23 protein-coding genes are annotated in these 23846 nt (G+C 72.6%); 11 read left to right on the forward strand and 12 right to left on the reverse strand.

Features of this window, described 5'->3' with window-relative positions:
• Positions 1 to 23 precede the first annotated feature (23 nt).
• The 3 genes from wrbA (at position 24) to ACFOY6_RS03575 (ending at position 2371) form a co-directional block, all read left to right on the forward strand.
• Entirely contained in the window at positions 24 to 638 is a 615-nt protein-coding gene (gene wrbA / locus ACFOY6_RS03565; protein ID WP_379640747.1) for an NAD(P)H:quinone oxidoreductase, read from the forward strand.
• Positions 639 to 767: 129 nt separating this feature from the next.
• On the forward strand, positions 768 to 1712 hold the full coding sequence (locus tag ACFOY6_RS03570) for a ring-cleaving dioxygenase (RefSeq protein WP_379648992.1): 945 nt from the start codon (positions 768 to 770) through the stop codon (positions 1710 to 1712).
• Complete coding sequence (locus ACFOY6_RS03575) at positions 1709 to 2371, forward strand: alpha/beta hydrolase (protein ID WP_109517257.1); 663 nt, start codon at positions 1709 to 1711, stop codon at positions 2369 to 2371. The genes ACFOY6_RS03570 and ACFOY6_RS03575 overlap by 4 nt, the downstream gene beginning before the upstream one ends.
• 45 nt (positions 2372 to 2416) lie before the next feature.
• On the opposite strand, the gene ACFOY6_RS03580 is transcribed toward ACFOY6_RS03575, so the two are convergent.
• On the reverse strand, positions 2417 to 3409 hold the full coding sequence (locus ACFOY6_RS03580) for a P1 family peptidase (RefSeq protein ID WP_379648994.1): 993 nt from the start codon (positions 3407 to 3409) through the stop codon (positions 2417 to 2419).
• A gap of 140 nt (positions 3410 to 3549) precedes the next feature.
• Between ACFOY6_RS03580 and ACFOY6_RS03585 the strand changes: the two genes are divergently transcribed.
• Genes ACFOY6_RS03585 through ACFOY6_RS03610 form a run of 6 tightly spaced genes read left to right on the forward strand, consistent with a single transcriptional unit; the run spans position 3550 to position 9985 of the window.
• Positions 3550 to 4359: an ABC transporter permease gene (locus tag ACFOY6_RS03585; protein ID WP_109517259.1), complete on the forward strand. Its 810-nt coding sequence runs from the start codon at positions 3550 to 3552 to the stop codon at positions 4357 to 4359.
• A gap of 31 nt (positions 4360 to 4390) precedes the next feature.
• The gene (locus tag ACFOY6_RS03590; protein ID WP_109517260.1) at positions 4391 to 5452 is read left to right on the forward strand and encodes an ABC transporter ATP-binding protein; all 1062 of its coding nucleotides are present in this window, start codon (positions 4391 to 4393) and stop codon (positions 5450 to 5452) included.
• Between the two features lie 35 nt (positions 5453 to 5487).
• The gene (locus ACFOY6_RS03595) at positions 5488 to 6528 is read left to right on the forward strand and encodes an ABC transporter substrate-binding protein (RefSeq protein WP_109517261.1); all 1041 of its coding nucleotides are present in this window, start codon (positions 5488 to 5490) and stop codon (positions 6526 to 6528) included.
• Between the two features lie 3 nt (positions 6529 to 6531).
• Complete coding sequence (locus ACFOY6_RS03600; RefSeq protein WP_379640755.1) at positions 6532 to 7362, forward strand: ABC transporter permease; 831 nt, start codon at positions 6532 to 6534, stop codon at positions 7360 to 7362.
• A gap of 29 nt (positions 7363 to 7391) precedes the next feature.
• Positions 7392 to 8996 (forward strand): amidohydrolase family protein, encoded by a 1605-nt coding sequence (locus ACFOY6_RS03605; RefSeq protein WP_379648997.1) that lies wholly within the window; start codon positions 7392 to 7394, stop codon positions 8994 to 8996.
• Entirely contained in the window at positions 8993 to 9985 is a 993-nt protein-coding gene (locus ACFOY6_RS03610) for a CobW family GTP-binding protein (protein ID WP_109517263.1), read from the forward strand. The genes ACFOY6_RS03605 and ACFOY6_RS03610 overlap by 4 nt, the downstream gene beginning before the upstream one ends.
• 51 nt (positions 9986 to 10036) lie before the next feature.
• On the opposite strand, the gene glpD is transcribed toward ACFOY6_RS03610, so the two are convergent.
• Genes glpD through ACFOY6_RS03645 form a run of 7 tightly spaced genes read right to left on the reverse strand, consistent with a single transcriptional unit; the run spans position 10037 to position 16742 of the window.
• Positions 10037 to 11533 carry a glycerol-3-phosphate dehydrogenase gene (gene glpD / locus ACFOY6_RS03615; protein ID WP_379649000.1) on the reverse strand — a complete coding sequence of 499 codons (1497 nt, stop codon included), beginning with the start codon at positions 11531 to 11533 and terminating at the stop codon, positions 10037 to 10039.
• A complete protein-coding gene (phnE, locus tag ACFOY6_RS03620) occupies positions 11533 to 12357 on the reverse strand; it encodes a phosphonate ABC transporter, permease protein PhnE (protein WP_379649002.1) in 825 nt (274 codons plus the stop codon). Before phnE (ACFOY6_RS03620) ends, glpD begins: the two co-directional genes overlap by 1 nt.
• A gap of 5 nt (positions 12358 to 12362) precedes the next feature.
• Positions 12363 to 13163, reverse strand: a complete 801-nt coding sequence (phnE, locus tag ACFOY6_RS03625; RefSeq protein WP_379640759.1) for a phosphonate ABC transporter, permease protein PhnE — start codon at positions 13161 to 13163, stop codon at positions 12363 to 12365.
• On the reverse strand, positions 13160 to 13957 hold the full coding sequence (phnC, locus tag ACFOY6_RS03630; protein WP_379640760.1) for a phosphonate ABC transporter ATP-binding protein: 798 nt from the start codon (positions 13955 to 13957) through the stop codon (positions 13160 to 13162). The genes phnE (ACFOY6_RS03625) and phnC overlap by 4 nt, the downstream gene beginning before the upstream one ends.
• A gap of 19 nt (positions 13958 to 13976) precedes the next feature.
• Positions 13977 to 15065, reverse strand: coding sequence for a phosphate/phosphite/phosphonate ABC transporter substrate-binding protein (gene phnD, locus ACFOY6_RS03635; RefSeq protein ID WP_379640761.1), 1089 nt, complete (start codon positions 15063 to 15065; stop codon positions 13977 to 13979).
• On the reverse strand, positions 15062 to 15901 hold the full coding sequence (locus tag ACFOY6_RS03640) for an HAD family hydrolase (protein ID WP_379649004.1): 840 nt from the start codon (positions 15899 to 15901) through the stop codon (positions 15062 to 15064). The genes phnD and ACFOY6_RS03640 overlap by 4 nt, the downstream gene beginning before the upstream one ends.
• A 49-nt stretch (positions 15902 to 15950) precedes the next feature.
• Entirely contained in the window at positions 15951 to 16742 is a 792-nt protein-coding gene (locus tag ACFOY6_RS03645; protein WP_379640763.1) for a DeoR/GlpR family DNA-binding transcription regulator, read from the reverse strand.
• 114 nt (positions 16743 to 16856) lie between these two features.
• Here ACFOY6_RS03645 and ACFOY6_RS03650 point away from each other — a divergent pair, with 114 nt between their 5' ends.
• Both ACFOY6_RS03650 and ACFOY6_RS03655 read left to right on the forward strand, forming a co-directional pair.
• On the forward strand, positions 16857 to 17795 hold the full coding sequence (locus ACFOY6_RS03650) for a dihydrodipicolinate synthase family protein (RefSeq protein WP_109517270.1): 939 nt from the start codon (positions 16857 to 16859) through the stop codon (positions 17793 to 17795).
• Positions 17796 to 17814: 19 nt separating this feature from the next.
• Entirely contained in the window at positions 17815 to 18801 is a 987-nt protein-coding gene (locus tag ACFOY6_RS03655) for an NAD(P)-dependent oxidoreductase (protein ID WP_379649006.1), read from the forward strand.
• On the opposite strand, the gene ACFOY6_RS03660 is transcribed toward ACFOY6_RS03655, so the two are convergent.
• The 4 genes from ACFOY6_RS03660 to ypfJ all read right to left on the reverse strand — a co-directional run bounded on the left by ACFOY6_RS03660 (position 18782) and on the right by ypfJ (position 23795).
• Entirely contained in the window at positions 18782 to 20872 is a 2091-nt protein-coding gene (locus tag ACFOY6_RS03660) for an HWE histidine kinase domain-containing protein (RefSeq protein ID WP_379649008.1), read from the reverse strand. The two genes, ACFOY6_RS03655 and ACFOY6_RS03660, sit on opposite strands and share 20 nt — an antisense overlap.
• 235 nt (positions 20873 to 21107) lie before the next feature.
• Positions 21108 to 21848, reverse strand: a complete 741-nt coding sequence (locus ACFOY6_RS03665; protein ID WP_456316928.1) for a pyridoxine 5'-phosphate synthase — start codon at positions 21846 to 21848, stop codon at positions 21108 to 21110.
• Complete coding sequence (gene pdxA / locus ACFOY6_RS03670; protein ID WP_379649010.1) at positions 21845 to 22834, reverse strand: 4-hydroxythreonine-4-phosphate dehydrogenase PdxA; 990 nt, start codon at positions 22832 to 22834, stop codon at positions 21845 to 21847. The genes ACFOY6_RS03665 and pdxA overlap by 4 nt, the downstream gene beginning before the upstream one ends.
• A gap of 73 nt (positions 22835 to 22907) precedes the next feature.
• Positions 22908 to 23795, reverse strand: coding sequence for a KPN_02809 family neutral zinc metallopeptidase (gene ypfJ, locus ACFOY6_RS03675; protein WP_379649012.1), 888 nt, complete (start codon positions 23793 to 23795; stop codon positions 22908 to 22910).
• Between the last annotated feature and the right edge of the window lie 51 nt (positions 23796 to 23846).

Consider the following 23846-nt stretch of genomic DNA (forward strand, 5'->3'; position numbering starts at 1 on the left):
CCAACGCAGAGGAGCACCCGCCGATGAGCAAGATCCTGGTCCTGTACTACTCCACCTACGGCCATATCGAGACCCTGGCCGGCGCCATCGCCGAGGGCGCCCGGCAGGTGCCCGGCGCCGAGGTGGTGGTCAAGCGCGTGCCGGAGACGGCGCCGGAGGCGGTGGCCAAGGCCGCCCACTTCAAGCTCGACCAGGCGGCACCGGTCGCGACCGTGCAGGAGCTGCCGGAGTACGACGCCATCATCATCGGCACCCCCACCCGCTATGGCCGCATGGCCTCGCAGATGGCCAGCTTCCTCGACCAGACGGGCGGGCTGTGGTTCCAGGACAAGCTGGTGGGCAAGGTCGGCGCCGTCTTCACCTCCACCGCCAGCCAGCATGGCGGGCAGGAGACGACGATCATGTCCACCATCGTCAACCTGATGCATTTCGGCATGACGATCGTCGGCCTGCCCTACAGCGAGAAGCGCCTGACCGACATCAGCACGGTCAATGGCGGCACGCCCTACGGCGCCTCCACCATCGCCAATGGCGACGGCTCCCGCCAGCCTTCCGAGGCGGAGCTGGAGATGGCGAAGTTCCAGGGCCGCCATGTGGCCGAGGTGACCGGCGCCCTGGTGCGCGGCCGCGCCGGCTGACGCGCGAAGGCCAGGAGGCGCTCTCCCCCCGCCTCCCCGGGGCGCCTCCTGGCAGCGACCATCAACCCCCGCCCCCATACCGGCCACCGCCCCGGCCGTGAGCCGTGACAGCGGAAAGGAACCCCCGCCATGCAACTGCACGGTATCCATCACCTGACCGCCGTCTCGGCCGATGCCCGGGGCAACCACGCCTTCTACACCGGCCCGATGGGCATGCGTCTGGTGAAGAAGACGGTGAACCAGGACGACACCAGCGCCTACCACCTGTTCTACGCCGATGGCGAGGCGAGCCCCGGCACCGACCTCACCTTCTTCGACTGGCCGGTGGAGCGCGAGCGGCGCGGCGCCGCCAGCGTCACCCGCACCGGGCTGCGGGTGGCGGGCGAGGCGGCCCTGGTCTGGTGGGCGGAGCGCCTGGCGGGGAACGGCGTGACCCCCGGCCCGCTGCGCGAGATCGACGGCCGCCTGCAACTCGATTTCGAGGATTTCGAGGGCCAGCGCCTGGCGCTGGTCGATGATGGCGGCTCGGGCGTTGCCCACCCCTGGGCGCGCAGCCCGGTGCCGACGGCGATGCAGATCCGCGGCCTCGGCCCGATCACCATGAGCGTGGCCGACCTCGCCCATTCCGAGGCGTTCGCCACGGAGGTGATGGGCATGCGCCGCGTCCGCACCTACCAGTCGGACGACGCCGCCCCGGCGACGGTGCATGTCTTCGCGATGGGCGAGGGCGGCCCGGCGGCCGAGCTGCACATGCGGGTGGAGCCGCACCTGCCCCGCGCCCGCCAGGGTGCCGGCGCCGTGCACCATGTGGCCTTCCGCATCCCCGATGCCGATTACGGCGCCTGGGTGGACCGCTTCGACCGCTACCGCCTGCCCTCCAGCGGCCCGGTGGACCGCTACTACTTCCGCAGCCTCTACATCCGCGAGCCTGGCGGCATCCTCTACGAGATCGCGACCGACGGCCCCGGCTTCGACGCGGACGAGCCGAAGGAATCGCTCGGCGAGCGCCTGGCCCTGCCGCCCTTCCTGGAGCCGCGGCGCGCCGCCATCGAGCGGGGGCTGAAGCCGCTTTGAGCTGGCTGTCGCGCGGCACCGGCGCGCATGCCGGCCTGCCCGTCGCCCTGGAGGGGGCGCCGCTGCACAGGGCCCGCGCGGCGGTGGTGCTGCTGCACGGCCGGGCGGGCAACCCATACGCCATCCTGCGCCACGCGCGGGTGCTGGGCCAGCCGGACCTCGCCCTGCTGGCGCCGCAGGCGGAGGGGCGCAGCTGGTATCCCGCCCGCTTCGTCCGCCCGCTGGCGGAGAATGCGGCGCATCTGGACTCCGCCTTCTCCGTGGTGGATGGGCTGATCGCCGCGGCCGGCCTGCCCCCGGAGCGTGTGGCGCTGATGGGCTTCTCGCAGGGCGCCTGCGTCTCGCTGGAATATGTGGTGCGGCGCCGCCCGCGACTGGGCGCCGTGATTGCGCTGAGCGGAGGGCTGATGGGCGCGGCGCCACCCGACCCGGCGCCGGAGCCCGGCCTGGCCGGCCTGCCGGTGCTGCTCGCCGGCGGCAGGGAGGACCGGCAGATCCCGCTCGCCCGCGTGCTGGAGACGGAGGATGCGCTGGGCCGCCTCGGCGCCGACGTGACCCTGCATCTCCGGGATGGCGACCTGCACGGCGTGACGGAGGCGGAGCGCCGCCTCGCCGCCACCCTGCTGGCCCGACTGGGCACGGCGCCGGCTGGCGCCTAGCGCGGCGGAGCGCCTGAGGGCGGGGGCCGGGTTGGGCCCCGGCCATCAGCCGCCGAAACGGTCGGACCAGGCGGGCTGCGCCCCCGCCCAGGGCAGCGCCGTGGCGGCATGCACGCCGCGCGCGATGGCCCGCGCCATCACCTGCGTCGCCAGATGGCCGAGCGCGGTGAGGTCGGCGCCCGGCTTCGCGCCCGTGGCGGCGGCGAAAATCGTGTCGCCGTCATTGGGGGCATGCGCCGGCAGCACGGCGCGCGCCAGCCCGTCATCGGCCATGATGGCGAGGCGCTTCGCCTGCGCCTTGCTCAGCGCCGCGTCGGTGACGACCAGGCCGATGGTGGTGGCGCTGGGCGCGCCGCCCTTCAGCCGGGGGGCGAGATCCGCCGGCATGAAGCGCGCCGGCAGGCCGAGACCGCCGAATTCCGCCCCCTGCTCGAAGGGCGCGGCCCAGAAATGCGGCCCGTCCCCCACCAGCGGCGAGCCGACCGCGTTGACCGCCACGATGGCCGCGACCCGGTGCCCGCTGGCGGTGACGCCGCTGGCCGAGCCCAGCCCGCCCTTCACCGTGGCGGTGGTGGCGCCCGTGCCGGCGCCGACGCTGCCCAGCGCGAAGGCCCCCGGCGCCGCGTCGCGCGCCGCCGTGTAGCCCAGCTCGCGATAGGGCGGGAAGCGGCCCCAATCCTTGTCCCCGCCATTCAGCAGGTCGAACAGGATGGCCTGGGGTGCCAGCGGAATGGGCATCCTGGCGAAAACCTGGCCGCGCCCCTGCTCGCGCAGCCAGGCCTGCACCCCGCCCCCCGCGTCCAGCCCGAAGGTGGAGCCGCCGGAGAGCACGATGGCGTCCACCCGGTCGAGCGTGGCGTCGCTGTCGAGCAGGGCGGTGTCCCGCGTGCCGGGGGCGCCGCCGCTGATTCGCACGGCGGCGACCACCGGGGTATCGAACAGCACCACCGTGACGCCCGAGCCCAGCCGCAGGTCGGTGGCATGGCCGACGGCGAGGCCGGGGATGTCGGTCAGCAGGTTCAGGGCCGGGGCGGTCATGCCGGCATGATGCCGCCGGCCACGCCGCTTGCAAACCGGCACGGCAATTGCGAGACCCGGCGGCCATGGCCGGCGCCGGCCGCGCCGCCCTCGACGCGGGCGGCCGGCACGGGCAATTTACGGCCCGGAGGTTCCACCGCATGCTTCTGCCCGCTCCCCGCACCCTGCTGTTCCGCACCGCGATCGGCGCGGCCTTCCTGCTGATGCTGGCGCCGGTCGCGATGGTGATGGTTATCAGCGTGTTCCGGCAGGAGATCGTCAGCTTCCCGCCGCCCGGCCTGACGCTGGAATGGTACGTGAACGCCTGGGCGCGGCAGGAATTCGCGCGCGGCTTCGTCACCAGCCTGCAGGTGGCGCTGCTGGCCACGGCCATCGGCGTGCCGCTGGGCACGGCGGCGGCGCTGGCCCTGCAGCGCAGCGCCATCCGCGGCAAGGGCGCGCTGAACACGCTGCTGCTGGGGCCGCTGGCCGTGCCCGGCGTGGTGGCGGGCACCGCGCTCTACATGTTCTATCTGCGCGCCGAGTTCTGGCTGGACCGCGACCTGACGGCGACGCTGGAGGGGCTGGTCGCCGCGCATGTGCTGCTGACCATCCCCTGGACGGTGCGGCTGGTCTCGGCCAGCCTGCAGGGGCTGGACCGCGCGGCGGAGGAGGCGGCGGCCAATCTCGGCGCCCGGCCGCTCACCGTGTTCCGCCGCGTGACGCTGCCCATGCTCCGCCCCGGCATCGTCGCCGCCGCGCTGTTCTCCTTCATCCAGAGCTTCGAGAATCTGGAGCTGACGCTGCTGCTGGTGGGGCCGGGGCGCACCACCCTGCCGGTGGCCATGCTGAGCTACCTGGAATTCCGCATCGACCCGACGCTCGCCGCCGTCGCCACGGTGCAGATCGTGCTGGTGGCCGGGCTGATGCTCATCACCGACCGCTTCGTGAAACTGTCGAGGGTTGTCTGACCGTGCCACACCGGACTGAGGACGAGAGCTGATGGGCAGCCTGGTGCTGGAGGCGCTGAGCAAGCGCTATGGCTCCTCCACGGCGGTGGAGCGGGTCGACCTGGAGGTGACGCAAGGCGAGATGGTGGCGCTGCTCGGCCCCTCCGGCTGCGGCAAGACGACGACGCTGCGCATGGTGGCGGGCTTCATCCCGCCCACCGCCGGCCGCGTCATCATCGGCGGCCAGGACGTGACGCACACGCCGCCCTATGCGCGCGACACGGGCATGGTGTTCCAGTCCTACGCGCTGTTCCCGCATATGAGCGTGGCGCAGAACGTCGCCTTCGGGCTGGAGATGCGGAAGGTCGGCCGCGCCGAGCGCGACGCCCGCGTGATGGAGGCGCTGCGCCTGGTGCGGCTCGACCATCTGGCGGACCGGCTGCCGCGCCAGCTCTCGGGCGGCCAGCAGCAGCGCGTGGCGCTGGCCCGCGCCCTGGTGGTGAACCCGGCGGTGTTCCTGCTCGACGAGCCGCTCTCCAACCTCGACGCCAAGCTGCGCGGCGAGGTGCGGATGGAGATCCGCGCGCTGCAGCAGCGCCTGGGCCTGACCACCCTGATCGTGACGCACGACCAGGAGGAGGCGCTGACCATGGCCGACCGGCTGGTGGTGATGGAGCGCGGCCGGGTGCGGCAGGTGGGCACCGCCGAGGAGCTCTACGAGCACCCGGCCGACCCCTTCGTGGCCGGCTTCGTCGGCCGCTGCAACCTGATCCCCGGGCGGCTGGAGGCGGCGGACGCCTTCCGCGCCGAGAGCGGCGCGCTGCTCCATTGCGACAGCGGTGCCGCCCCCGGCCCCGCCCCCACCGGCGCGGCGCTGCTGGCGCTGCGGCCGGAGCGGATCGGGCTGGCGCCCGACCCGGCGGGGCGCGCGCGCATCACCGCCGTCACCTATCTCGGCGCGCAGACCGAGTACCATGTGGAGCAGGACGGCACGGCGCTGCTGGTGGCCCGCCCGACCGCGCCGCTCGGCGACCCGCTGCGGCGGCTTGCGGTGGGGGATGCGGTGGTGCTCAGCTGGGATGCCGCCGCCGCGCGGCTGCTGCCCGCCGAATGACGACGACGATGCCCAGGAACAACGGGAGACAAGGCATGACGACAACCCGCCGCGCGGCGCTGACCGGCAGCGCCGCCGCCCTCGCATCCCTCACCGCCGGCCTGCCCGGCCTGGCCCGCGCCCAGTCGAAGCAGGTGGTGGTCGGCACCTGGGGCGGCGACTATGGCGAGCTGCTGCGCCAGAACATCGACCAGCCCCTGGTGGTGCCGCAGGGCATCGAGGTGCTGCAGGACATCGCGGTGGCCGACCCGCGCAAGACCAAGCTGCTGGCCGAGCGCCAAGCCCGCCGCGGCACCTACGACATCGCCTGCCTGTCGGACACCGACATGCACATGGTGGCGGCGCAGAACGTGTTCGAGCCGCTGGAGATGGGCAAGCTGAAGCGCGGCTCCGCCATACTGCCGGCGCTGGCCAAGCCCTATGCGGTGCCGCACATCTATTCGGCGCTGGTGCTGCTCTACAACCCGAGCAAGGTGACCACGCCGCCCACCGGCTTCGCCGACATGTGGGACCCGAAGTACCGCGGCCGCGTCGGCTTCTCGGACATCCTCTACAGCACCAACACCTTCTCCGCCGCCATGGCCGGCGGCGGCAGCTTCAGCGACTACGAGCCCGCCAAGAAGAAGCTGATGGAGATGCGCTCGCTCGATGCGCGCATCTACCCCTCGAACGAGGCGCTGGCCGGCGCCCTGAAGTCCGAGGAGGTGTGGCTGACGCCGATGTGGCTGGCGCGCGGCTTCATGTGGCAGAAGGCCGGCATCCCGGTGAAGCATGTGGTGCCGAAGGAAGGCGCCTACGCCATCGTCTTCGAGGCGGCGATCCCGAAGAACAGCCGCAACAAGGACAACGCCTACACCTATCTGGACGCGATGCTGCAGCCCTCCGCCCAGGCCGCCTTCGCCGACCGCATGGGCTACCTGCCCACGGTGAAGGACGCGCCGCTGCCGGCCGCGATCGCCCAGCAGATCAGCCTCAGCGAGGCCGAGCAGGAGCGCCTGCGCGCGCCGGACTACGACTACCTGCTGAAGTCGCACAGCGAGATCCTGGATTTCTGGAACAAGCAGTTCAAGGCGTAACCGATGGCCGCGCTCGTCCTTCCCGCCGGGTTGCTGGTGGTCATGCTGCTGGTGGCGCCGATGGCGCTGCTGGCGCGCATCTCGCTCAACCGCTTCAGCCCGACCGAACTGATGGTGGAGGCGACGACCGCGGAGAACTACTGGCGCGCGGTGCAGGACCCCTACTACCAGCAGGTACTCGGCACCACGCTGGGCGTGGCGCTGGGCTGCACCGTGCTGGCCCTCGCCCTCGGCTTTCCCGCCGCCTACTGGCTGGCGCGGATGGAAAGCCGCTGGAAGAGCCTCGCCACCATCCTCGTGCTGTTCCCGCTGCTGGTGGGCAATGTCGTCCGCTCGGCGGGGTGGATGGCGCTGCTCGGCAATGAGGGTGCCATCAACGCGGCGCTGATGGGGGCCGGCATCACCAGCGGGCCGCTGCCGCTGCTCTACAATGGCGGCGCGGTGGTGGTGGGCATCGTCGCCGTGGTGCTGCCCTACATGATCCTGACGCTGGCTGCCGTCATCGAGGGCATCCCGCGCCAGGCGGAGGAGGCGGCGGCCAATCTCGGCGGCCGGCCGATGACGGTGTTCCGCCGCGTCGTGCTGCCGCTGGCGCTGCCGGGCGTGGTGGCGGGCTCGGTGCTGGTGTTCATCCTGTGCATGAACGCCTACGCCACGCCCGTGCTGCTCGGCGGGCCGCAGTTCAAGATGATGGCGCCCGCCGTCTACGACCAGTTCGTGCGCGGCAACAACTGGCCCTTCGGCGCGGCGCTGGCCTTCATCCTGCTCGCGGTGACCCTGGTGCTGACGGTGGTCGGCAGCACCCTGCTCGGCCGCCGCTACCGCGCGGCGTGACGCCCACAGCCTGGAAGGAAACGCCAACCATGGCGGAGATGACGAATGTCGGTGAGGAAATCACCGGGCGCAACCTGAAGATGGGCATGCCGCCGGTCCCGGCGGCGACGTCGCGCGACCGCGGGCAGGGGCCCTATGGACGGCTCGTGCTGCGCGGCGCCACCATCATCGACGGCACCGGCGCGCCACCCTGGGGGCCGGCCGACATCGTCATCGAGCGCGACCGCATCGCCGCCATCGTCGCGGTCGGCGTGCCGGGCAAGCCGATCAGCCCCTCCCGCCGCCCGCCCGAGGGCGAGGTGGAGATCGACTGCCACGGCAAGTTCGTGACGCCGGGCATGATCGACTGCCACACCCACACCGGCGTGCCCTACCACGCGCTGCACGGCACGCCGGCGCCGGCGGACTACGTGTACAAGCTGTGGCTGGCGCATGGCGTCACCACCATCCGCGAGATGGGCAGCTTCAGCGGGCTCGGCTGGATGCTGGAGCAGAAGGCGGCCTCGGCGGCCAACCGCATCGCCGCGCCCAACATCGTCGCGCATTCCTACTTCCCCGCCGTCAACGACATGCTCAAGACCATCCACACGCCGGAGGAGGGGCGCGCCTGGCTGCGCCGCCTGGCCGAGCGTGGCGCGGATGGCGTGAAGTTCTTCGGCGCGCCGCCCGCGATTATGAAGGCGGCGCTGGAGGAGTGCCGCGGCCTCGGCCTGCGCAGCGGCTGCCACCATGCCCAACAGGCGGTGACGCGGATGAACGCGCTGACCACCGCCGAATGGGGCCTGACCAGCGCCGAGCACTATTACGGCCTGCCCGAGGCGCTCTACGACAACCGCATCGTCCAGAGCTACCCGAGCGGCTACAACTACAACGACGAATATTTCCGCTTCTCCTCCGCCGGCCAGACCTTCCAGCAGGCGGCCGAGCCCGGCAGCGCCAAGTGGAACGCGGTGATGCAGCGGTTCCTCGACCTCGACTTCACCTTCGTCCCCACCATGACGATCTACGACGCCAACCGCGATGTCATGCGCACCCGCCGCGCCGACTGGCACGATTCCTACACTTGGCCCAGCATGTGGCGCTTCTTCCAGCCCGCGCGCGGCGGCCACGGCTCCTACTGGTTCCGCTGGACCATCGGCAACGAGGTGGACTGGAAGACCCACTACAAGCTCTGGATGGCCTTCCTCAACGAGTACAAGAACCGTGGCGGGCGGGTCTGCACCGGCAGCGATTCCGGCTTCATCTTCCAGACCTTCGGCTTCGGCTATGTGCGGGAACTGGAGCTGCTGCAGGAGGCGGGCTTCAACCCGCTGGAGGTGCTGCGCTCGGCCACGCTGCAGGGCGCCGAGCTGCTCGGCATCGATGGCGAGACGGGCAGCGTCGAGGTCGGCAAGCGCGCCGACCTGCTGGTGCTGGACGAGAACCCGCTGGAGGACTTCAAGCTGCTCTACGGCACCGGCGCGCTGCGGCTGAACGACGCGACCGGCCAGCCCGAATGGCGCCAGGCGCTGCGCCACACCATCCGCGCCGGTCTGGTGCTGGACGTGCCGGAGCTGCTGGCCGATCTGCGCCGCATGGTGGCCGACCAGAAGGCGGTGGAGGCGGAGGCGGCGAAGGCGCCCACGCCCGCATGAGGGAGGCGGAGGACGCGCCGGCGGAGTTCATCCTGCTCGCCGGCTTCCTCGGCAGCGGCAAGACCACGCTGCTGACCGAGTGGCTGCGCCTGCCGGAGGCGGCGGACACGGCGGTGATCGTCAACGAGGCGGGGCAGATCGACGTCGATGGCGCGGTGATCGCGGCGGAGGGCACGCTGCCGCTGGCGCTGCTGAGCAATGGCTGCGTCTGCTGCTCGCTGACCAACGACCTCGTCTTCACCGTGGAGAACCTGCTGCGCCAGCGGCAGGAGGCGGGGGGCGCGCCCTTCCGCCGCATCATCCTGGAATGCAGCGGCCTGTCGAGGCCGGGGCCGATCCTGCGCTCGCTGGGGCCGCTCGCACCGCACGGGCTGCGGGTGCGGGTGGTGGCCACCTGCGACGCCGCCCAGGCCGCCGAGCGCGCCGCGCATTTCGAGGAGTTCGCCGCCCAGATCGCCGCCGCCGACACGGTGGTCTTCACCAAGCTGGACCAGACTCCGCCCGAGGCCGCCCTGGCCCTGGTGGAATCGATCAACCCGCTGGCCACGACCGTTCTGGAAGCGGACTGCGCGCGCCGGGCGCTGGCCGCCTTCACCGCCCCGCCCGGCCGCCCTTCCGCCCTGCCGGAGGGGGAGGCGGGCGCGCATCCCCGCGTCTCGGTGCTGCTGGCAAGGTTCACATCCGAGGCGAGCTGGGAGGACCGGATGGACTGGCTGGAGAACCTCGCCGCCTTCGCCGGGGACCGGCTGCTGCGGGTGAAGGGCTTCCTGCACCCGCCCGAGCAGCCCGGCCTGGCCGTGCTGGTGCAGGGCGTCGGCACGCTCTTCAGCCCGATGGTGCCGATGCCGCGCGGCCCGCGCACGCCCGAGGCGCTGGTGGTGATCCTGCGCGACCTGGAGCTGGAGGCGGTGCGGCAAATGACGCCCGATGCCCCTGCCTGGATCAGCCGCCTTTCCGGCAACCGCCTGCACTGCGCCGGCACGGACTGAATTTGCAGAAAAAAGATGGGGGTCTGGGGGAATTCCTTCCCCCAGCCTGCCTCAGGCCGCCTGCCGCACTTCCTGGAAGCTGCGCGCGAAATCCTGGCGCTCCGCCTCCGTCATGTGCAGCCCGCGCTTGGTGCGGCGCCACAGGGCGTCCTCGGGCGTGCGCACCCATTCCTGGCGCACCATCCAGTCCAGTTCGCGCTCGGTGATGCCGCCGCCGAGGTCGCGGCCGAGGTCGGCGGGGCTTCGCGCCTGCCCCAGTACGGCATCCAGCTCGCCACCATAGCAGTGGAACAGCCGACGGAGCTGCGCCGCCGGCAGGAACGGGTAGCGCCGCGCCGCCTCGGCCAGGAACTCGGCGCTGGAGCGGCCGCCGAGGTCGCCGCCCGGCAGGGTGGCGCCCGCCGTCCAGGCCGCCCCCGCATGGCCGAGCGCCGTGGCGATCTGCCCTGCCGCATCCTCGGCGAGGCGGCGGTAGGTGGTGATCTTGCCACCGAAGACGGAGAGCAGTGGCGCGCCGTCCGTGTTCATCTTGAGCACGTAGTCGCGCGTCACGGCGGAGGGGTTCTCGGCGCCGTCATCGTGCAGCGGCCGCACGCCGGAATAGCTCCAGACGATGTCCGAGGGCGAGACGGGGCGGCGGAACTGGCGGGAGACGGCGCGGCAGAGATAGGCGGCTTCCTCCGGCGTGCAGCGCGGTGCGCCGGCATCGGCGTCGTGCGGCACGTCGGTGGTGCCGATCAGCGTGAAGCGCCCCTCATAGGGGATGACGAAGACCACGCGGCGGTCGTCGTTCTGCAGGATGTAGGCCTGATCGCCCTCGTAGAGCGCGGGCACGACGATGTGGCTGCCGCGCACGAGGCGGATGCGGTCCTTCGCCGCCACGCCCGTCTCGCCCAGCGCCTGCATCACCCACGGCCCGGCCGCGTTGGCGATGGCACGGGCGCGCACGGTGCGTACCTCGCCGCCCTCCTCACGCAGCGTGGCGGTCCAGCCCTGGGCATCGCGCTTCGCGCCGGTGAAGGCGGTGCGCACCAGGATGGTGGCGCCGCGCGCCGCAGCGTCCCGCGCGTTGAGGATGACGAGGCGCGCATCCTCCACCCAGGCATCGGAATAGGCGAAGCCATGGCGGGATTCGCCGTTCAGCGGCGTACCCCAGGGATGGGTTCGGAAATCCAGCGCCTCGCTCGCCGGCAGGGTCACGCGGCGGGCAAGGTTGTCGTAGAGGAACAGCCCGGCGCGCAGCATCCAGCGCGGGCGCATCCCCGCGAGGTGCGGCAGCACGAAGCGCATCGGCCAGACGATGTGCGGGGCGAGGCGCAGCAGCACCTCGCGCTCGCCCAGCGCCTCGCGCACCAGGCGGAACTCGTAGTGCTCCAGGTAGCGCAGGCCGCCATGCACCAGCTTGGAGGAGGCGGAGGAGGTGGCGCCGCCCAGGTCGCCGCGCTCGGCGAGCAGGACGGAGAGCCCCCGCCCCGCCGCGTCGCGCGCGATGCCGGCGCCATTGGCGCCGCCGCCGATCACCAGCAGATCGACAGTGTCGGTGGTCATCAGAGAAGCCTCGAACGGAGACGGGTGACGATGATCTCGGCGATCAGCACCACGGCCAGGATCGCCAGCAGCACGGTGGAAACGCGGTCCCACTGGAAGAAGTTGATGGCGTCGTCCAGCACCAGCCCGATGCCGCCGGCGCCCACCAGGCCCAGCACGGCGCTCTCGCGCACGTTGATGTCCCAGCGGAACAGGGCGATGCCCCAGAAGGCCGGCTGAACCTGCGGCCAGACGCCCTTCAGCATCTCGGCGCCCCAGGAGGCACCGGCGGCGCGCAGCGCCTCGCGCGGGCCGTGGTTGGTCTCCTCCAGCGCCTCGGAGAGCAGCTTGCCGACGAAGCCCACCGAGCGGAAGGCGATGGCGAAGACGCCCGCCGCCGCGCCGGGGCCGAAGATGGCGACGAAGAGCAGCGCCCAGACCAGCGAATTGACCGAGCGCGAGGCCACCAGGCTGAACTGCGCCACCACGTTGAGGGGCTTGATCGGGCAGATGTTGCGCGCCGCCATCAGCGCCAGCGGCACGGCGAGGATGAAGCAGAACAGCGTGCCGAGAGTCGCGATGTGCAGCGTCTCGATCAGCGCGTTGTGCACCTCGGGGTAGTAATGCGCGACATTGGGCGGCCACATGCGGATCAGCAGGTCGGCCATCTGCTCCGGCGCGTCGGCCAGGAACTCGGGGATGATGTCGATGCTGCGCACCGCCCAGACGATGGCGGCCACGCAGACCAGCCACACCGCGAAGCGCGAGAGCCGCTGGCCCGGCGTGTGGCGCGTCCATTCACGCCGCAGCGGCGCCATCGGGTCGCCGAAGGAGGGGGAGGTCATGCTGTTCATCGCAGGGCGGCCCGGACGCGGCCGGAGATGATCTCGGCCAGAAAGATGAGGGCGATGATGGAGAGCAGGATGGCGGCGACGAAGTCGTAGTCGAAGCGCTTGAACGCCGCGAACAGCGTGCCGCCGATGCCGCCCGCGCCGACGATACCGACCAGGGTGGAGTTCCGCAGGTTGCTGTCGAGCTGGTAGAGGCAGAAGCCGATGAAGCGTGAGGCCACCTGCGGCAGCACCGCATAGGCCAGCACCTTCATCACGCCGGCGCCCGTGGCGCGGATCGCCTCCACCTGCTTCATCGAGATCTCCTCGATCGCCTCGGCGAAGAGCTTGGCGATGAAGCCGACTGAGGCCACCACCAGCGCCGCCGTGCCGGCCAGCGCGCCGAAGCCGATCGCCTTGACGAAGAGGATGGCGACGATGACGTAGTGCAGCGAGCGGCAGACGGCGATCACCGCGCGCACCGGCCCCGAGATCCACCAGGGCGAGAGGTTGCGCGCCGCCAGCACGCCGAGTGGCAGCGAGATGGCGATGCCGATGGCCGAGGCCAGCACCGCGATCTGCAGGCTCTCCAGCATGCCTTCCAGCAGCAGGCCCCAGCGCTCGAAATTGGGTGGCACCATGCGGGCGAGCAGCCGCCCGCCCTCGCCGAGGCCGTGCCCCAGCCGGTCCCAGCTCAGCCCGAGGCGGGAGCTGGCCCAGACGGCGTAGGCCGCGATCGCCAGCAGCGCCAGCCGCATCGGCCAGTTGGGCGCGAAGGCGACGCGCCGCGCCGCCTCCGGCGAGGGATGCGTGGCGCTCACAGCCAATCCTCGCCGCCATAGATGGCCTGCAGGTGGTGGGTCTGCAGGGCCTCCGGCGGGCCGTCGAAGATCACGCTGCCGCCGGCCATGCCGACGATGCGGCGGGCGTAGCGCTTGGCGAGATCGACGTTGTGGATGTTGATGATGACCGGCACGTTCTCCGCCGCCGTCAGCTTCGCCAGCAGCTCCAGCACCTCGACCGCGGTGCGCGGGTCGAGCGAGGAGGTGGGCTCGTCGGCGAGCAGGATCTCGGGGCGCTGCATCAGCGCGCGGGCGATGCCCACGCGCTGGCGCTGGCCGCCCGAGAGCGCGTCGGCGCGGCGGGTGGCGTGCTCGGGCAGGCCCACCGCGTCCAGCAGCATGAAGGCGCGCTGGATGTCGGCCTCCGGGTACTTGCGCAGCCAGGCGCGCCAGAACGGCACGTAGCCGAGCCTTCCGCTCAGCACGTTCTCCATCACCGTCAGGCGCTCCACCAGGTTGTATTCCTGGAACACCATGCCGATGCGCCGCCGCGCCAGCCGCAGGTCCTTGCCGCGCAGCCCGGTCAGCTCGGTGCCGCGCAGGCGGATCTCGCCCCGCGTCGGCTCGACCAGCCGGTTGATGCAGCGCAGCAGGGTGGACTTGCCGGTGCCGGAGGGGCCGATGATGGCGGTGATCCCCTCGGCCGCGACCGCGAGGTCGATGCCCTTCAGCACCGGCTTGCCGGCGGTGTACTCCTTGAACAGGCCCCGGATCTCCAGGGCATGCTCGAGGCGGGTTGCCGGCGGCGGCGCGGCGGTCAGCGTGGCGGACATGGCGTTGGCTTTCCGGCGCTCAGCGTGCCGCGGGGGCGGCACCCGTGGGCGCGACATGGGTGGGGGCGGCGGGCTGCTGCTGGGCGCGCTTGCGGGCCTCGGCCTCCAGCTCCTTGCGGGCCTCGGCGTCGAAGGCGGCGCGGTTGTAGGGCGCGTTCACCGCATCGGCCACGGCGCGCACCGGGGCCCACTGCTCGGCATAGGTGGCGGGCCAGAAGCGGTCATTGCCGCCGAGGTCCTTGGCCATCTGCTCGGGGAAGCGGTAGTCGAGGAAGCACTGGCGGATCTTCTGGGAAAGCTCCGGCTTCAGGTCGTGCGCCACGGCGAAGCCGCTGGTGGGGAAGGGCTGGCTCTCCCACAGGATGCGGAAGTTCTCGCGCTTCACCTGGCCGCGCGCCACCATGCGGGTCCAGACGTCGGAGGCCACGGGCGCCGCATCGTAGTCGCCGGCGTTGACGCCCATCACGCTGCGGTCATGGCCGCCGGAATAGACCACCTGGTAATCGGTCTCCGGCGTCAGGCCGAGGCCGGGGAAGAAGGCGCGCGGCGCCAGGTTGCCGGAGTTGGAGGTGGCGGAGGTGTGCGCCACGCGTTTGCCCTTGAGGTCGGCCAGCGTCTTGTACGGGCTGTCCGCCTTCACCAGCATGACGACCTTGTAGCTCTCGAAGCCATCCGCGTTGCCCTTCACGGCGAAGGGCACGGCACCGGCGAGGTTCACCGCGAAGGCGGTGGGGCCGGTGGAGAAGCCCGCCACATGCAGCCGGCCGGAGCGCATCGCCTCCACCTGGGCGGCGTTCGAGGTCACCTGGAAGTACACGGCGCGCTTGCCGGTGCACTTGCCGAGGTATTCCAGGAAGGGGCGGAACTGGCTGGAATAGAGCGCCGGGTCCTCCACGGGGGTGTAGGTGAAGACAATGGTGGAGGGGTCGCGCAGCTTCGAGGCGTCGGCCGGGGTGTCGGCCACCATATCGCGGTTGGTGTCGCAATAGCCTTCGTCGAGCGAACCGCGGAAGGCGCAGGCGCCATCCTGCGCCATGGCGGGCGCCGCGCCGGGCAGGGCCCAGAGGGTGAGGGCAAGCGCGGTGCTCGCCAGGATCGTGTTCTTCATGCGGCCGTTTCCTCTCGCATCGCGCCACGCGCCTGGAGCAGCGCGTCGGCGAACTCGGCAAAGCCCGCGCCGCCCTCGGCACGGGTGATGTAGGCCGGCGGCGTCGCCATGCCGGCCAGGAAGGGGGCGACATTCGCCACCCCCACGGAGAAAGGCACAGCGCCGAAGAGCGGCGCGTCATTGCCGCTGTCGCCCACGAAGGCCACGCTGTCGCGCAGCGCGGCGAAGAGGCGGAAGCGGGCGGCGAACAGCGCCTCGATGCCCGCGCGCTTGTCCCAGCCGCCGATCCAGGCATTGACGTGGATGGAGGAGACCTTGGCCTCGGCGCCGCCGTCCAGGAACACCTGCGCGATGCGCCGCGCGGCGCCGAGGTCGAGCGGCCCGGCATCCTCGCAGAAATCCACCGCCACATCGAAGAGGCGGAAGGGCTGGTCGGCGGCGATGGCGGCGCCCGGCACGGCGGCCATGGCCGCATCGGCCAGCGCCATCAGCCGCGCGCGGTTGGCCAGGCGCTCCGCCTCGGTCTGGGCCTGCCAGCGGAGCATCCGCCGCGCCTGGCGGTCCAGCGCGTACCACAGCGCGCCATTCTCCCCCACCACCGCGGCCACCGGCCAGTGCCGGGCGATGGCGTCGCACCACCCGGCCGGGCGGCCGGTGACAGGGATGACGGCGATGCCGGCGGCGTCCAGCGCCTGCAACGCCGAATAGGCCTCGGCCGGCAGGCGGCCATCGGTGGTCAGGGTGTCGTCGATGTCGGTCAGCACGTAGCGCAGCCCCGCCAGCCCTGTGGCGGGGGCGTCGCTGAGCGGCCGGGGAGGGGTGGATTCTTGTGTCATATATATGACACAACTGCCACGCTTCAATGTGGCAGGTCAAACAGGTTTTTCAGGAATCCGCGGCGATTGTGAGGCGAGTCCCACATTTCCCCAGCGCCGCCTCCAGCGCCGCCGGGGGCGGGGCCTCGGTGACCACGTCGGTCAGGCTTTCCAGCGGCGCCAGCACCTCCAGGAAGGCGCGGCCGAACTTGGAAGAGTCCGCAAGCAGCAGCCGCCGCTCCGCCCGCTCCAGCATGGCGCGCTTGACCCAGGCGGCGCGGCTCTCCGCCTCGCACGGCCCTTCCTCGGTGAGGCCGGAGGCGCCGATCACCGCCATGTCCACGTTGAAGCGCCGCAGGAAGGCATGGGTCTCGGCGCCGTAGAGGCCGCGCTCCACCACGCTCAGCTCCCCCGGCGCCACCAGCACGCGCAGCGCCTCGGAGGTGCCGGCGGCCAGCGCCGCGTCCAGGCTGTTGGTCAGCAGCGTGGCGCGCACGCCACGCGCGGCGAGGGCGCGGGCGAAATGCGTGGTGGTGCTGCCGGCATCCAGCATCACCACCGCGCCCTCCTCCACCAGCGCCGCCGCCTCCCGCCCGATGCGCGAGCGCTCGGCCACCAGCACGCGCTCGCGCTCGCCGAGGCCCGGCTGCACGGCGGGGTGGGAGGCGGAGGCGCCGCCATAGGTGCGGCGCACCATGCCGCGGGCGGAAAGCTCCTCCACATCGCGCCGCACCGTCTCGGCGGAGACGTTGAAGCCATCCGCCAGCGTGCTGATGCGGACGGTGGGGTCGGTCGCGAGCGCCTCGAGAATCGCCGCGTGACGGGCGGCTTTCCCGAGCGCATCCTTGCTGCGTCTGGCCATGCCCCCACCCTGCCACAGCGCCGTGCGCCCGCAAGGGTAGCGCGCCGGGGCGCGGTTTGCCTGCCGGTGCTTCTCGGGTAAAGGAATCCGCACCGTACCGGAGGGAATTCCCGCATGCCGCTCGATCACACCGCCAAGGGTGTCTACCCGATCGCCCCCACCCCGTTCCATGCCGATGGCCAGGTGGACTACGCCTCGATCGACCGCATGACGGATTTCTACCGCTCGGTCGGCAGCACCGGCATGACGGTGCTGGGCGTGATGGGCGAGGCGCCGAAGCTCGACGGCGCCGAGGCGCTGGAGATCGCCCGCCGCTTCATCCGCCGCGCCGAGGGGCTGCCGGTGATCGTCGGCGTCTCCGCCCCCGGCTTCGCGGCGATGCGCGCCCTGGCCCGCAACGCGATGGAGGCCGGCGCCGCCGGCGTGATGATCGCGCCGCCCAACACGCTGCGCACGGACGACCAGATCACCACCTACTACCGCCAGGCCTCCGAGGCGATCGGCGAGGACGTGCCCTTCGTCATCCAGGACTTCCCGCAGACCTTTTCCGTGGTGATGACCAACGCCGTCATCCGCCGCATCGTGCAGGAGAACGCGGCCTGCGTGATGCTGAAGCACGAGGACTGGCCGGGCCTGGAGAAGATCTCCGCCCTGCGCGGCTTCCAGGCGGATGGCTCGATGCGCCCCATCTCCATCCTCTGCGGCAATGGCGGGCTGTTCCTCGACTTCGAGGTGGAGCGCGGCGCCGATGGCGCGATGACCGGCTACGCCTTCCCCGACATGCTGTGCGACGTGGTGCGGCTGCAGGCCGAGGGCCAGCGGGACGCGGCGCACGACCTGTTCGACGCCCACCTGCCGCTGCTGCGCTACGAGCAGCAGCAGGGCCCGACTGGGCTGGCCGTGCGCAAATACGTCATGGCGCGGCGCGGCATCATCGCCTCCGACGCGCAGCGCAAGCCGGGCGCCAGCCTGACCGCCAAGGCCAAGGCCGAGGTGGAGTACCTGCTCGCCCGCGTGGCGCGCCACGATCCGCGCGCCGGCGCCCTGGGCTGAGCGGAGGGGGGGCCGTCCGATGAAGGTTTTCCTGACCCACACCGAGACGGCCTTCGCCAACTACTATGGCGAGCGCCCGCTGGCGGCGCTGTCCCGTCACGCCGAGGTGGTGCGCAACCCCACCGGCCGCGTGCTGCAGGGCGCCGCCCTGGCCGAGGCCGCGGCCGGCTGCCACGCCATCGTGGCCGACCGCGCCACGCCGGGCCTGGCCGAGACCTTCGCCGCCGCGCCCGACCTCGTGGCCTTCCTGCGCTGCGCGGTGGACATCAGCACCATCGACGTCGCCGCCGCCTCGGCGGCCGGGGTGCTGGTGACGCGGGCCACGCCGGGCTTCACCGATTCCGTGGCCGAGCTGGGCCTCGGGCTGATGATCGACCTGGCGCGCGGCGTCTCCACCGCCGTGCGGGCGGCGCGGGCCGGGCAGGCCATGGTGCCGGCCATGGGCACGCAGCTGCGCGGCGCCACGCTGGGGCTGGTGGGCTATGGCCGCATCGCGCAGCGGCTGGGGGCGCTGGCCCGGGCCTGCGGCATGCGGGTGCTGGCCAACGACCCCCATCCGCCGGCCACGGAGGATGTGACCTTCCTGGATCTGCCGGCGCTGCTGGCCGAGGCCGATTTCGTCGTCTGCCTCGCCCCCGCCACGCCGGAGACCCGCGACCTGATGGACGAGGCCGCCTTCGCGCGGATGCGGCGCGGTGCCTTCTTCATCAACCTGGCGCGCGGCGAGCTGGTGGACGAGGCCGCCCTGGCGGCGGCGCTGGAGCGCGGCCAGCTCGGCGGCGCCGCGCTCGATGTCGGCCGCGCGCCGGACCAGATGCCGAGCCCCGCCCTGGCCCACCGGCCGGATGTGGTGGCCACCCCGCATATCGGCGGCCTGACGCGCGCGGCCACCGAGCATCAGGCGATGGACACGGTGCGGCAGGTGGCCGCCCTCGCCGCCGGCACCCTGCCCGAAGGCACGGTGAACGCCGCCGAGGCGCGCCGCCTCAGCCGAAGCGGGCGATAGCCGCCTCGCTGGGGCTGAAGGCGGTCGGCGGCATGCTGTCGTCGCGCAGCACCCGCTCCGCCGGCAGGCTGATGCGGCAGGTCAGGACGTTGCCGGCTGTGCCCAGCTCGACCCCGCCGCCCAACTGCCGGCGGATGGTGCTTTCCACAAGCCGCAGCCCGAAGCCAGGCAGGGGCGGCCCGGCCAGGGCCGGGCCGCCATGCTCCGCCCAGAGCAGGGTCAGCCGGCCCTCCCGCACGAACCAGGACAGTTCCACCCGCCCGCCGTCGTGCGAGAGGGCGCCATGCCGGGCGGCATTGCTGGCCAGCTCGTGCAGCACCATCGCCAGGGGCTGCACGCTGTGCGCCGCGAGCGTCAGCGGCGGCCCCTGCCGCAGGACGCGCTTCCCCGCCTGGTAGGCGGCTAGGGTTTCGTGCAGCAGGGCATGCCACTCGCCGCCGCTCCAGCGCTCCCGCGCCAGCAGGGTGTGCGCCTTGGCCAGGGCACCGACCCGGCCGCGCACCGCCTCGGCGAAGTCGGCCGGGTCGTCGGCCCGGCTCATGCGCAGCAGCGACTGCACCACGGTCAGCACGTTGCGCGCGCGGTGGTCCACCTCGCTCACCAGCACCTGCTCGCGCTCGATCGCCTTCTGCGCGGCGGTGATGTCCATCACCACGCCGCTGAGCCGGGCCGGGCGGCCGCCGGCCTCGCGCTCCACCACCGCGCCCTGGCTGCGCAGCCAGCGCACCGTGCCTTCCGGGCGGAGGATGCGGAACTTCACGTCGTAGAGGTCGGGGCCATCCGGCGCCAGCGCGGCGGCGATGGTCGCGCGCAGGCGGGGCCGATCCTCGGGATGGGTTGCCGCCAGCAGGGCCGCGTGGTCCCCGAGGCTGCCGGGCGGGCGGCCATAGAGCGCCTCCCGCCCCGGGGAGCCGGTGAGGGTGTCGCCCGCCGCCTCCCATTCCCATGTGGCGATCCGGCCCGCCTTCAGGGCGCGCGCCAGCCGCGCCTCGCTCTCGGCCAGGGCGGCGGTCCGGCGTTGCAGCGCCTGGCTGGCCTCGGCCAGGGCGGCCCCCACATCGTTCAGCTCCCGCACCGGCAGGTTCGGCAGCCGCACCGCGCGGCCCTGGCCCAGCGCCTTCGCCGCCTCCGCCAGGGCCCGCACCGGCCGGGCGATCCGCCGGGCGAAGAGCAGCGCCAGCAGGACCGCCACCAGCGCCAGGAGCAGGAAGGCCGCACCCATGAAGGTCCTGGAGGGATACAGGGCGTCCTCCACCAGCCGCACCGGGGCCAGCACGCCCACCCGCCAGCCGAACAGCTCGGAAACGGCATAGCCCACCAGCACCCGCTCGCCGGTCAGGCTGCGGGTCTGCCAGAGGGTGGTCTGCTCATCCGCCAGCACCAGCGCGGCGTCGATCCGCTGGCCCTGGAACTCCTCCTGCCGTTCCGTGCGCGCCATCAGCCGCCCGTCCCTGTCGACCGCCACGGCGATCCAGCCCGGTGGCAGCCGGGCCTGCAGCAACTGCCGGCGCAGCCAGTCCGGGCTCATGTCAAGGCTCAGCGCCCGAAGCAGCCGGCCCCCCCGCGACACCGGCACGACCAGCCGCAGCGGCGCGCCTTCATCGGCCCGCACCTCCAGGAAGCCGGGCAGTGTCGGCCTGTCCCCGCCCGCCGCGGCCGTGCCGCGCGGGTCGGCGAAGTGGCCTGCCGGGTCGAGCAGGGTGACGCTGCCGTCCAGCAGGGTCTCGATGGCGCGCGCCTGGCGGGCGAATCCCTCCAGCATGGATGGCTCCGGCACGGCCTCGTCCAGTTCCGGCGAGGCGGCGAGCGCCTGCAGCGCGGCAATGCGGCTCGCCAGATCCCGCTCCAGCACGATGGTGATGGCCCGGGCGCGGTCATGCGCGGCGCGCCACAGGCGCTCCCGCTCGGCCTCGAACAGGCCGTGCAGCATCAACCCGGAGAGCAGCACGACCGGCACCAGCAGCACGAAGCACAGCAGGAACAGATAGAAGGCGAGGGAGCGCCTGGGGCGGCGCCCGACGGCGCCCGGTGCTGGCCGCCCCCGGCCCGGTCCTAAGGATGGATCGGGCAAGGGCATCTCCGGCAAAGCCGGGCCGGGCGATTCGCCCACCCGCTCCGCCTTGCATGGCGGCTACCCTGTGCTTCCACCCGGCCCCCTTTCTGGAAGGTCTGGTGCCGCTCAGCCTCTGCCCGGCGACACGGTCAGTGTGATCGTACTCGCTTTGCCACGCAGTCTCGACATCCGAATGCTATAAATCCGCGAGACAATTTTCAACCTGGGCGTTCCTGCCCCGGTGCTTCTTTCCTCAATGGCCGGTTTCCGAGCGGCCGGCGGCGATCGCCGCGCGCATCCGCGCCACGGCGCCCGGCAGCCCCTCGAACACCGCGGCGCCGATCAGGAAGTGGCCGATGCTCACCTCCTCCACCTGCGGGATGGCGGCGATGCCGACCACGCTTTCATAGTCCAGCCCATGCCCGGCATGGCAGGCGAGGCCGAGGCCGGCGGCGTGCCCGGCGGCGGCGCGCAGCCGGGCGAGGAGCGGGCCACGTGCCTCGGGCGCGGTGTCGGCATAGGTGCCGGTGTGCAGCTCGATCGCCTGCGCGCCGAGCGCGGCCACCGCGTCGATCTGCGCCGGGTCGGGCTCCACGAAGAGCGAGACCTCGATGCCGGCGCCCGCGAGCCGGCGCACCGCCTCGGCCAGGGAGGGGCCGGCGCGCAGCACGTCGAGCCCGCCCTCGGTGGTCAGCTCGGCACGCTTCTCCGGCACCAGGCAGCAGGCGGCGGGGGCGAGGGAGAGGGCGATGCCCACCATCTCCTCGGTGGCCGCCATCTCGAAGTTCAGCCGCAGCCCCGGCTCGGCCGCCATGCGGCGGGCATCCTCGTCGCGGATATGGCGCCGGTCCTCGCGCAGATGGATGGTGATGCCGTCCGCCCCGGCGGCGAGGCAGGCGCGCGCCGCCTCCACCGGGCAGGGGAAGCGGCCGCCCCGCGCGTTGCGCAGCGTGGCGACGTGGTCGACATTGACCGAAAGGCGCAGCGGCTTCACGGACACTCTCTCCTCTGGCGGTGCGCGGCGAGCTCTGCGGCCAGCCGCAGCGCGGCGATCAGGCTGCCGGGGTCGGCCCGGCCCTGGCCGGCGATGTCGAGCGCCGTGCCGTGGTCCGGGCTGGTGCGGACCACCGACAGGCCAAGGGTGACGTTCACCCCGCCATGCATGTCGAGCGTCTTCACCGGGATCAGCGCCTGGTCGTGATACATGCCGAGCGCCGCGTCGTAGCCGGCGCGGGCCTGAGGGGTGAACAGCGTATCGGCCGGGTAGGGGCCGCGCGCGTCGATACCCCCGGCGCGCAGCGCGGCCACGGCGGGGGCGACGATGTCGCGGTCCTCCGTGCCCATGGTGCCGTCCTCGCCGGCATGGGGGTTCAGCCCGGCCAGCGCCAGACGCGGCGCGGCGATGCCGAAATCCTGGCGCAGCCCCGCCGCCGTGGCGCGGCCGATGGCGACGATCTTCTCCACCGTCAGGCTCTCGATGGCGCTGCGCAGCGACTGGTGGATGGTGACCGGCACGGCACGCAGCCCGGCGGCGGTCAGCAGCATCACCGGCGGGCCGTCTCCCGGCGCCAGGGCGGCGAGGAACTCGGTGTGGCCGGGGTGGCGGAAGCCGGCGGCGGTGAGCACGGATTTCTGGATCGGGTTGGTCACCACCCCGCCCACGCGCCCTTCGAGGGCCAGCGCCACGGCCCGCTCGATGGCGGCGATGACGGGGGGCGCGTTGCGCGCATCCGGCTGGCCGGGCCGCACGGGGGCGGCCAGCGGCAGCGGCAGCACCGGCAGGGCCTCCCGGAACAGGCCAGGAGCCTCCGCCGGCTCCGTCACCGTGCGGGTGGGGATGCCGGGCAGCAGCGCCGCGTCGCCCAGGAACAGGAAGGCCGGGCCGCTCTCCCGCAGCGCCGCCCAGGCGCGCGCCGCGATCTCGCCGCCGATCCCGGCGGGTTCGCCCATCGTCAGGGCCAGGGGCGGCGGTAGGGTCATGGGGAGAGTCGGCATCCGGCGTGTGGTGGCAGCATGGGCCACCACGCGCCGGCAGGCGTCAAGGCCGGTGGTGTCAGCGCAGGCCCGCGAAGGTGTCGCAGGCGGCCAGCTCGCCGCGCTCCAGCCCGGTGCGGAACCAGCGCACCCGGTCCTGCGAGGAGCCATGGGTGAAGCTCTCGGGCTGCACCTGGCCCTGCGCGCGGCGTTGCAGGCGGTCGTCGCCCACAGCGGCGGCGGCGTTCAGCCCTTCCTCCACGTCGCCCTTCTCCAGGATGGCGCGCGCCTGGTCGGCCTGCCTGGCCCAGAGCCCGGCGAAGCAATCGGCCTGCAGCTCCACCCGCACCTGGATGGCGTTGGCCTCCGTCAGCTCGCCCGCCTGCTGCTGCAGGGAGCGCGTCAGGTCGAGGATGCCGAGCTGCTGCTGCACATGGTGCCCCACCTCGTGCGCCACGATGTAGGCGGCGGCGAAATCGCCATTGGCGCCGAGCTGGCGCTGCAGCTGTGCCATGAAGCCGAGGTCGATGTAGATGCGCTGGTCGTTCGGGCAGTAGAACGGGCCGACCTGGGACTGCGCCGCGCCGCAGCCGGACTGCACGGCGCCGTTGAACAGCACCAGCACCGGGTCCTGGTAGGGCCGGCCGAGCTGGCGGAACTGCGCCTTCCAGACCAGCTCCGTGTCGCCCAGCACCTGGGCGACGAAGCGGCGTTCCGCATCGCCGCCGGCGGTGGCCTCGCCGCCCGGACCGGGGCGGGCCTGCTGGGTCTGCTGGGTCTGCTGCGTGGGCACGCCGCCCTCATCCATGAACAGCACGGAAGGGTCGATGCCCAGCGCCAGGCAGATCACCACCAGCACCACGCCGCCCAGCCCGCCGCCCACGGCGAGGCCCCGGCCGCCGCCCCGGCTGCCACCCTGGCCCCGCCGATCCTCGATATTCCGGCTTTCCGGACCATCCAGCCGCATTGTCGTTCATCCTTGTTCCGCCGGCGGCGCACCGGCCATTGGCAACGCGCG

Origin of the sequence: Teichococcus aestuarii (assembly GCF_042651065.1) — a bacterium.
In the GTDB taxonomy this organism is placed as follows: Bacteria; Pseudomonadota; Alphaproteobacteria; order Acetobacterales; family Acetobacteraceae; genus Pseudoroseomonas; species Pseudoroseomonas aestuarii.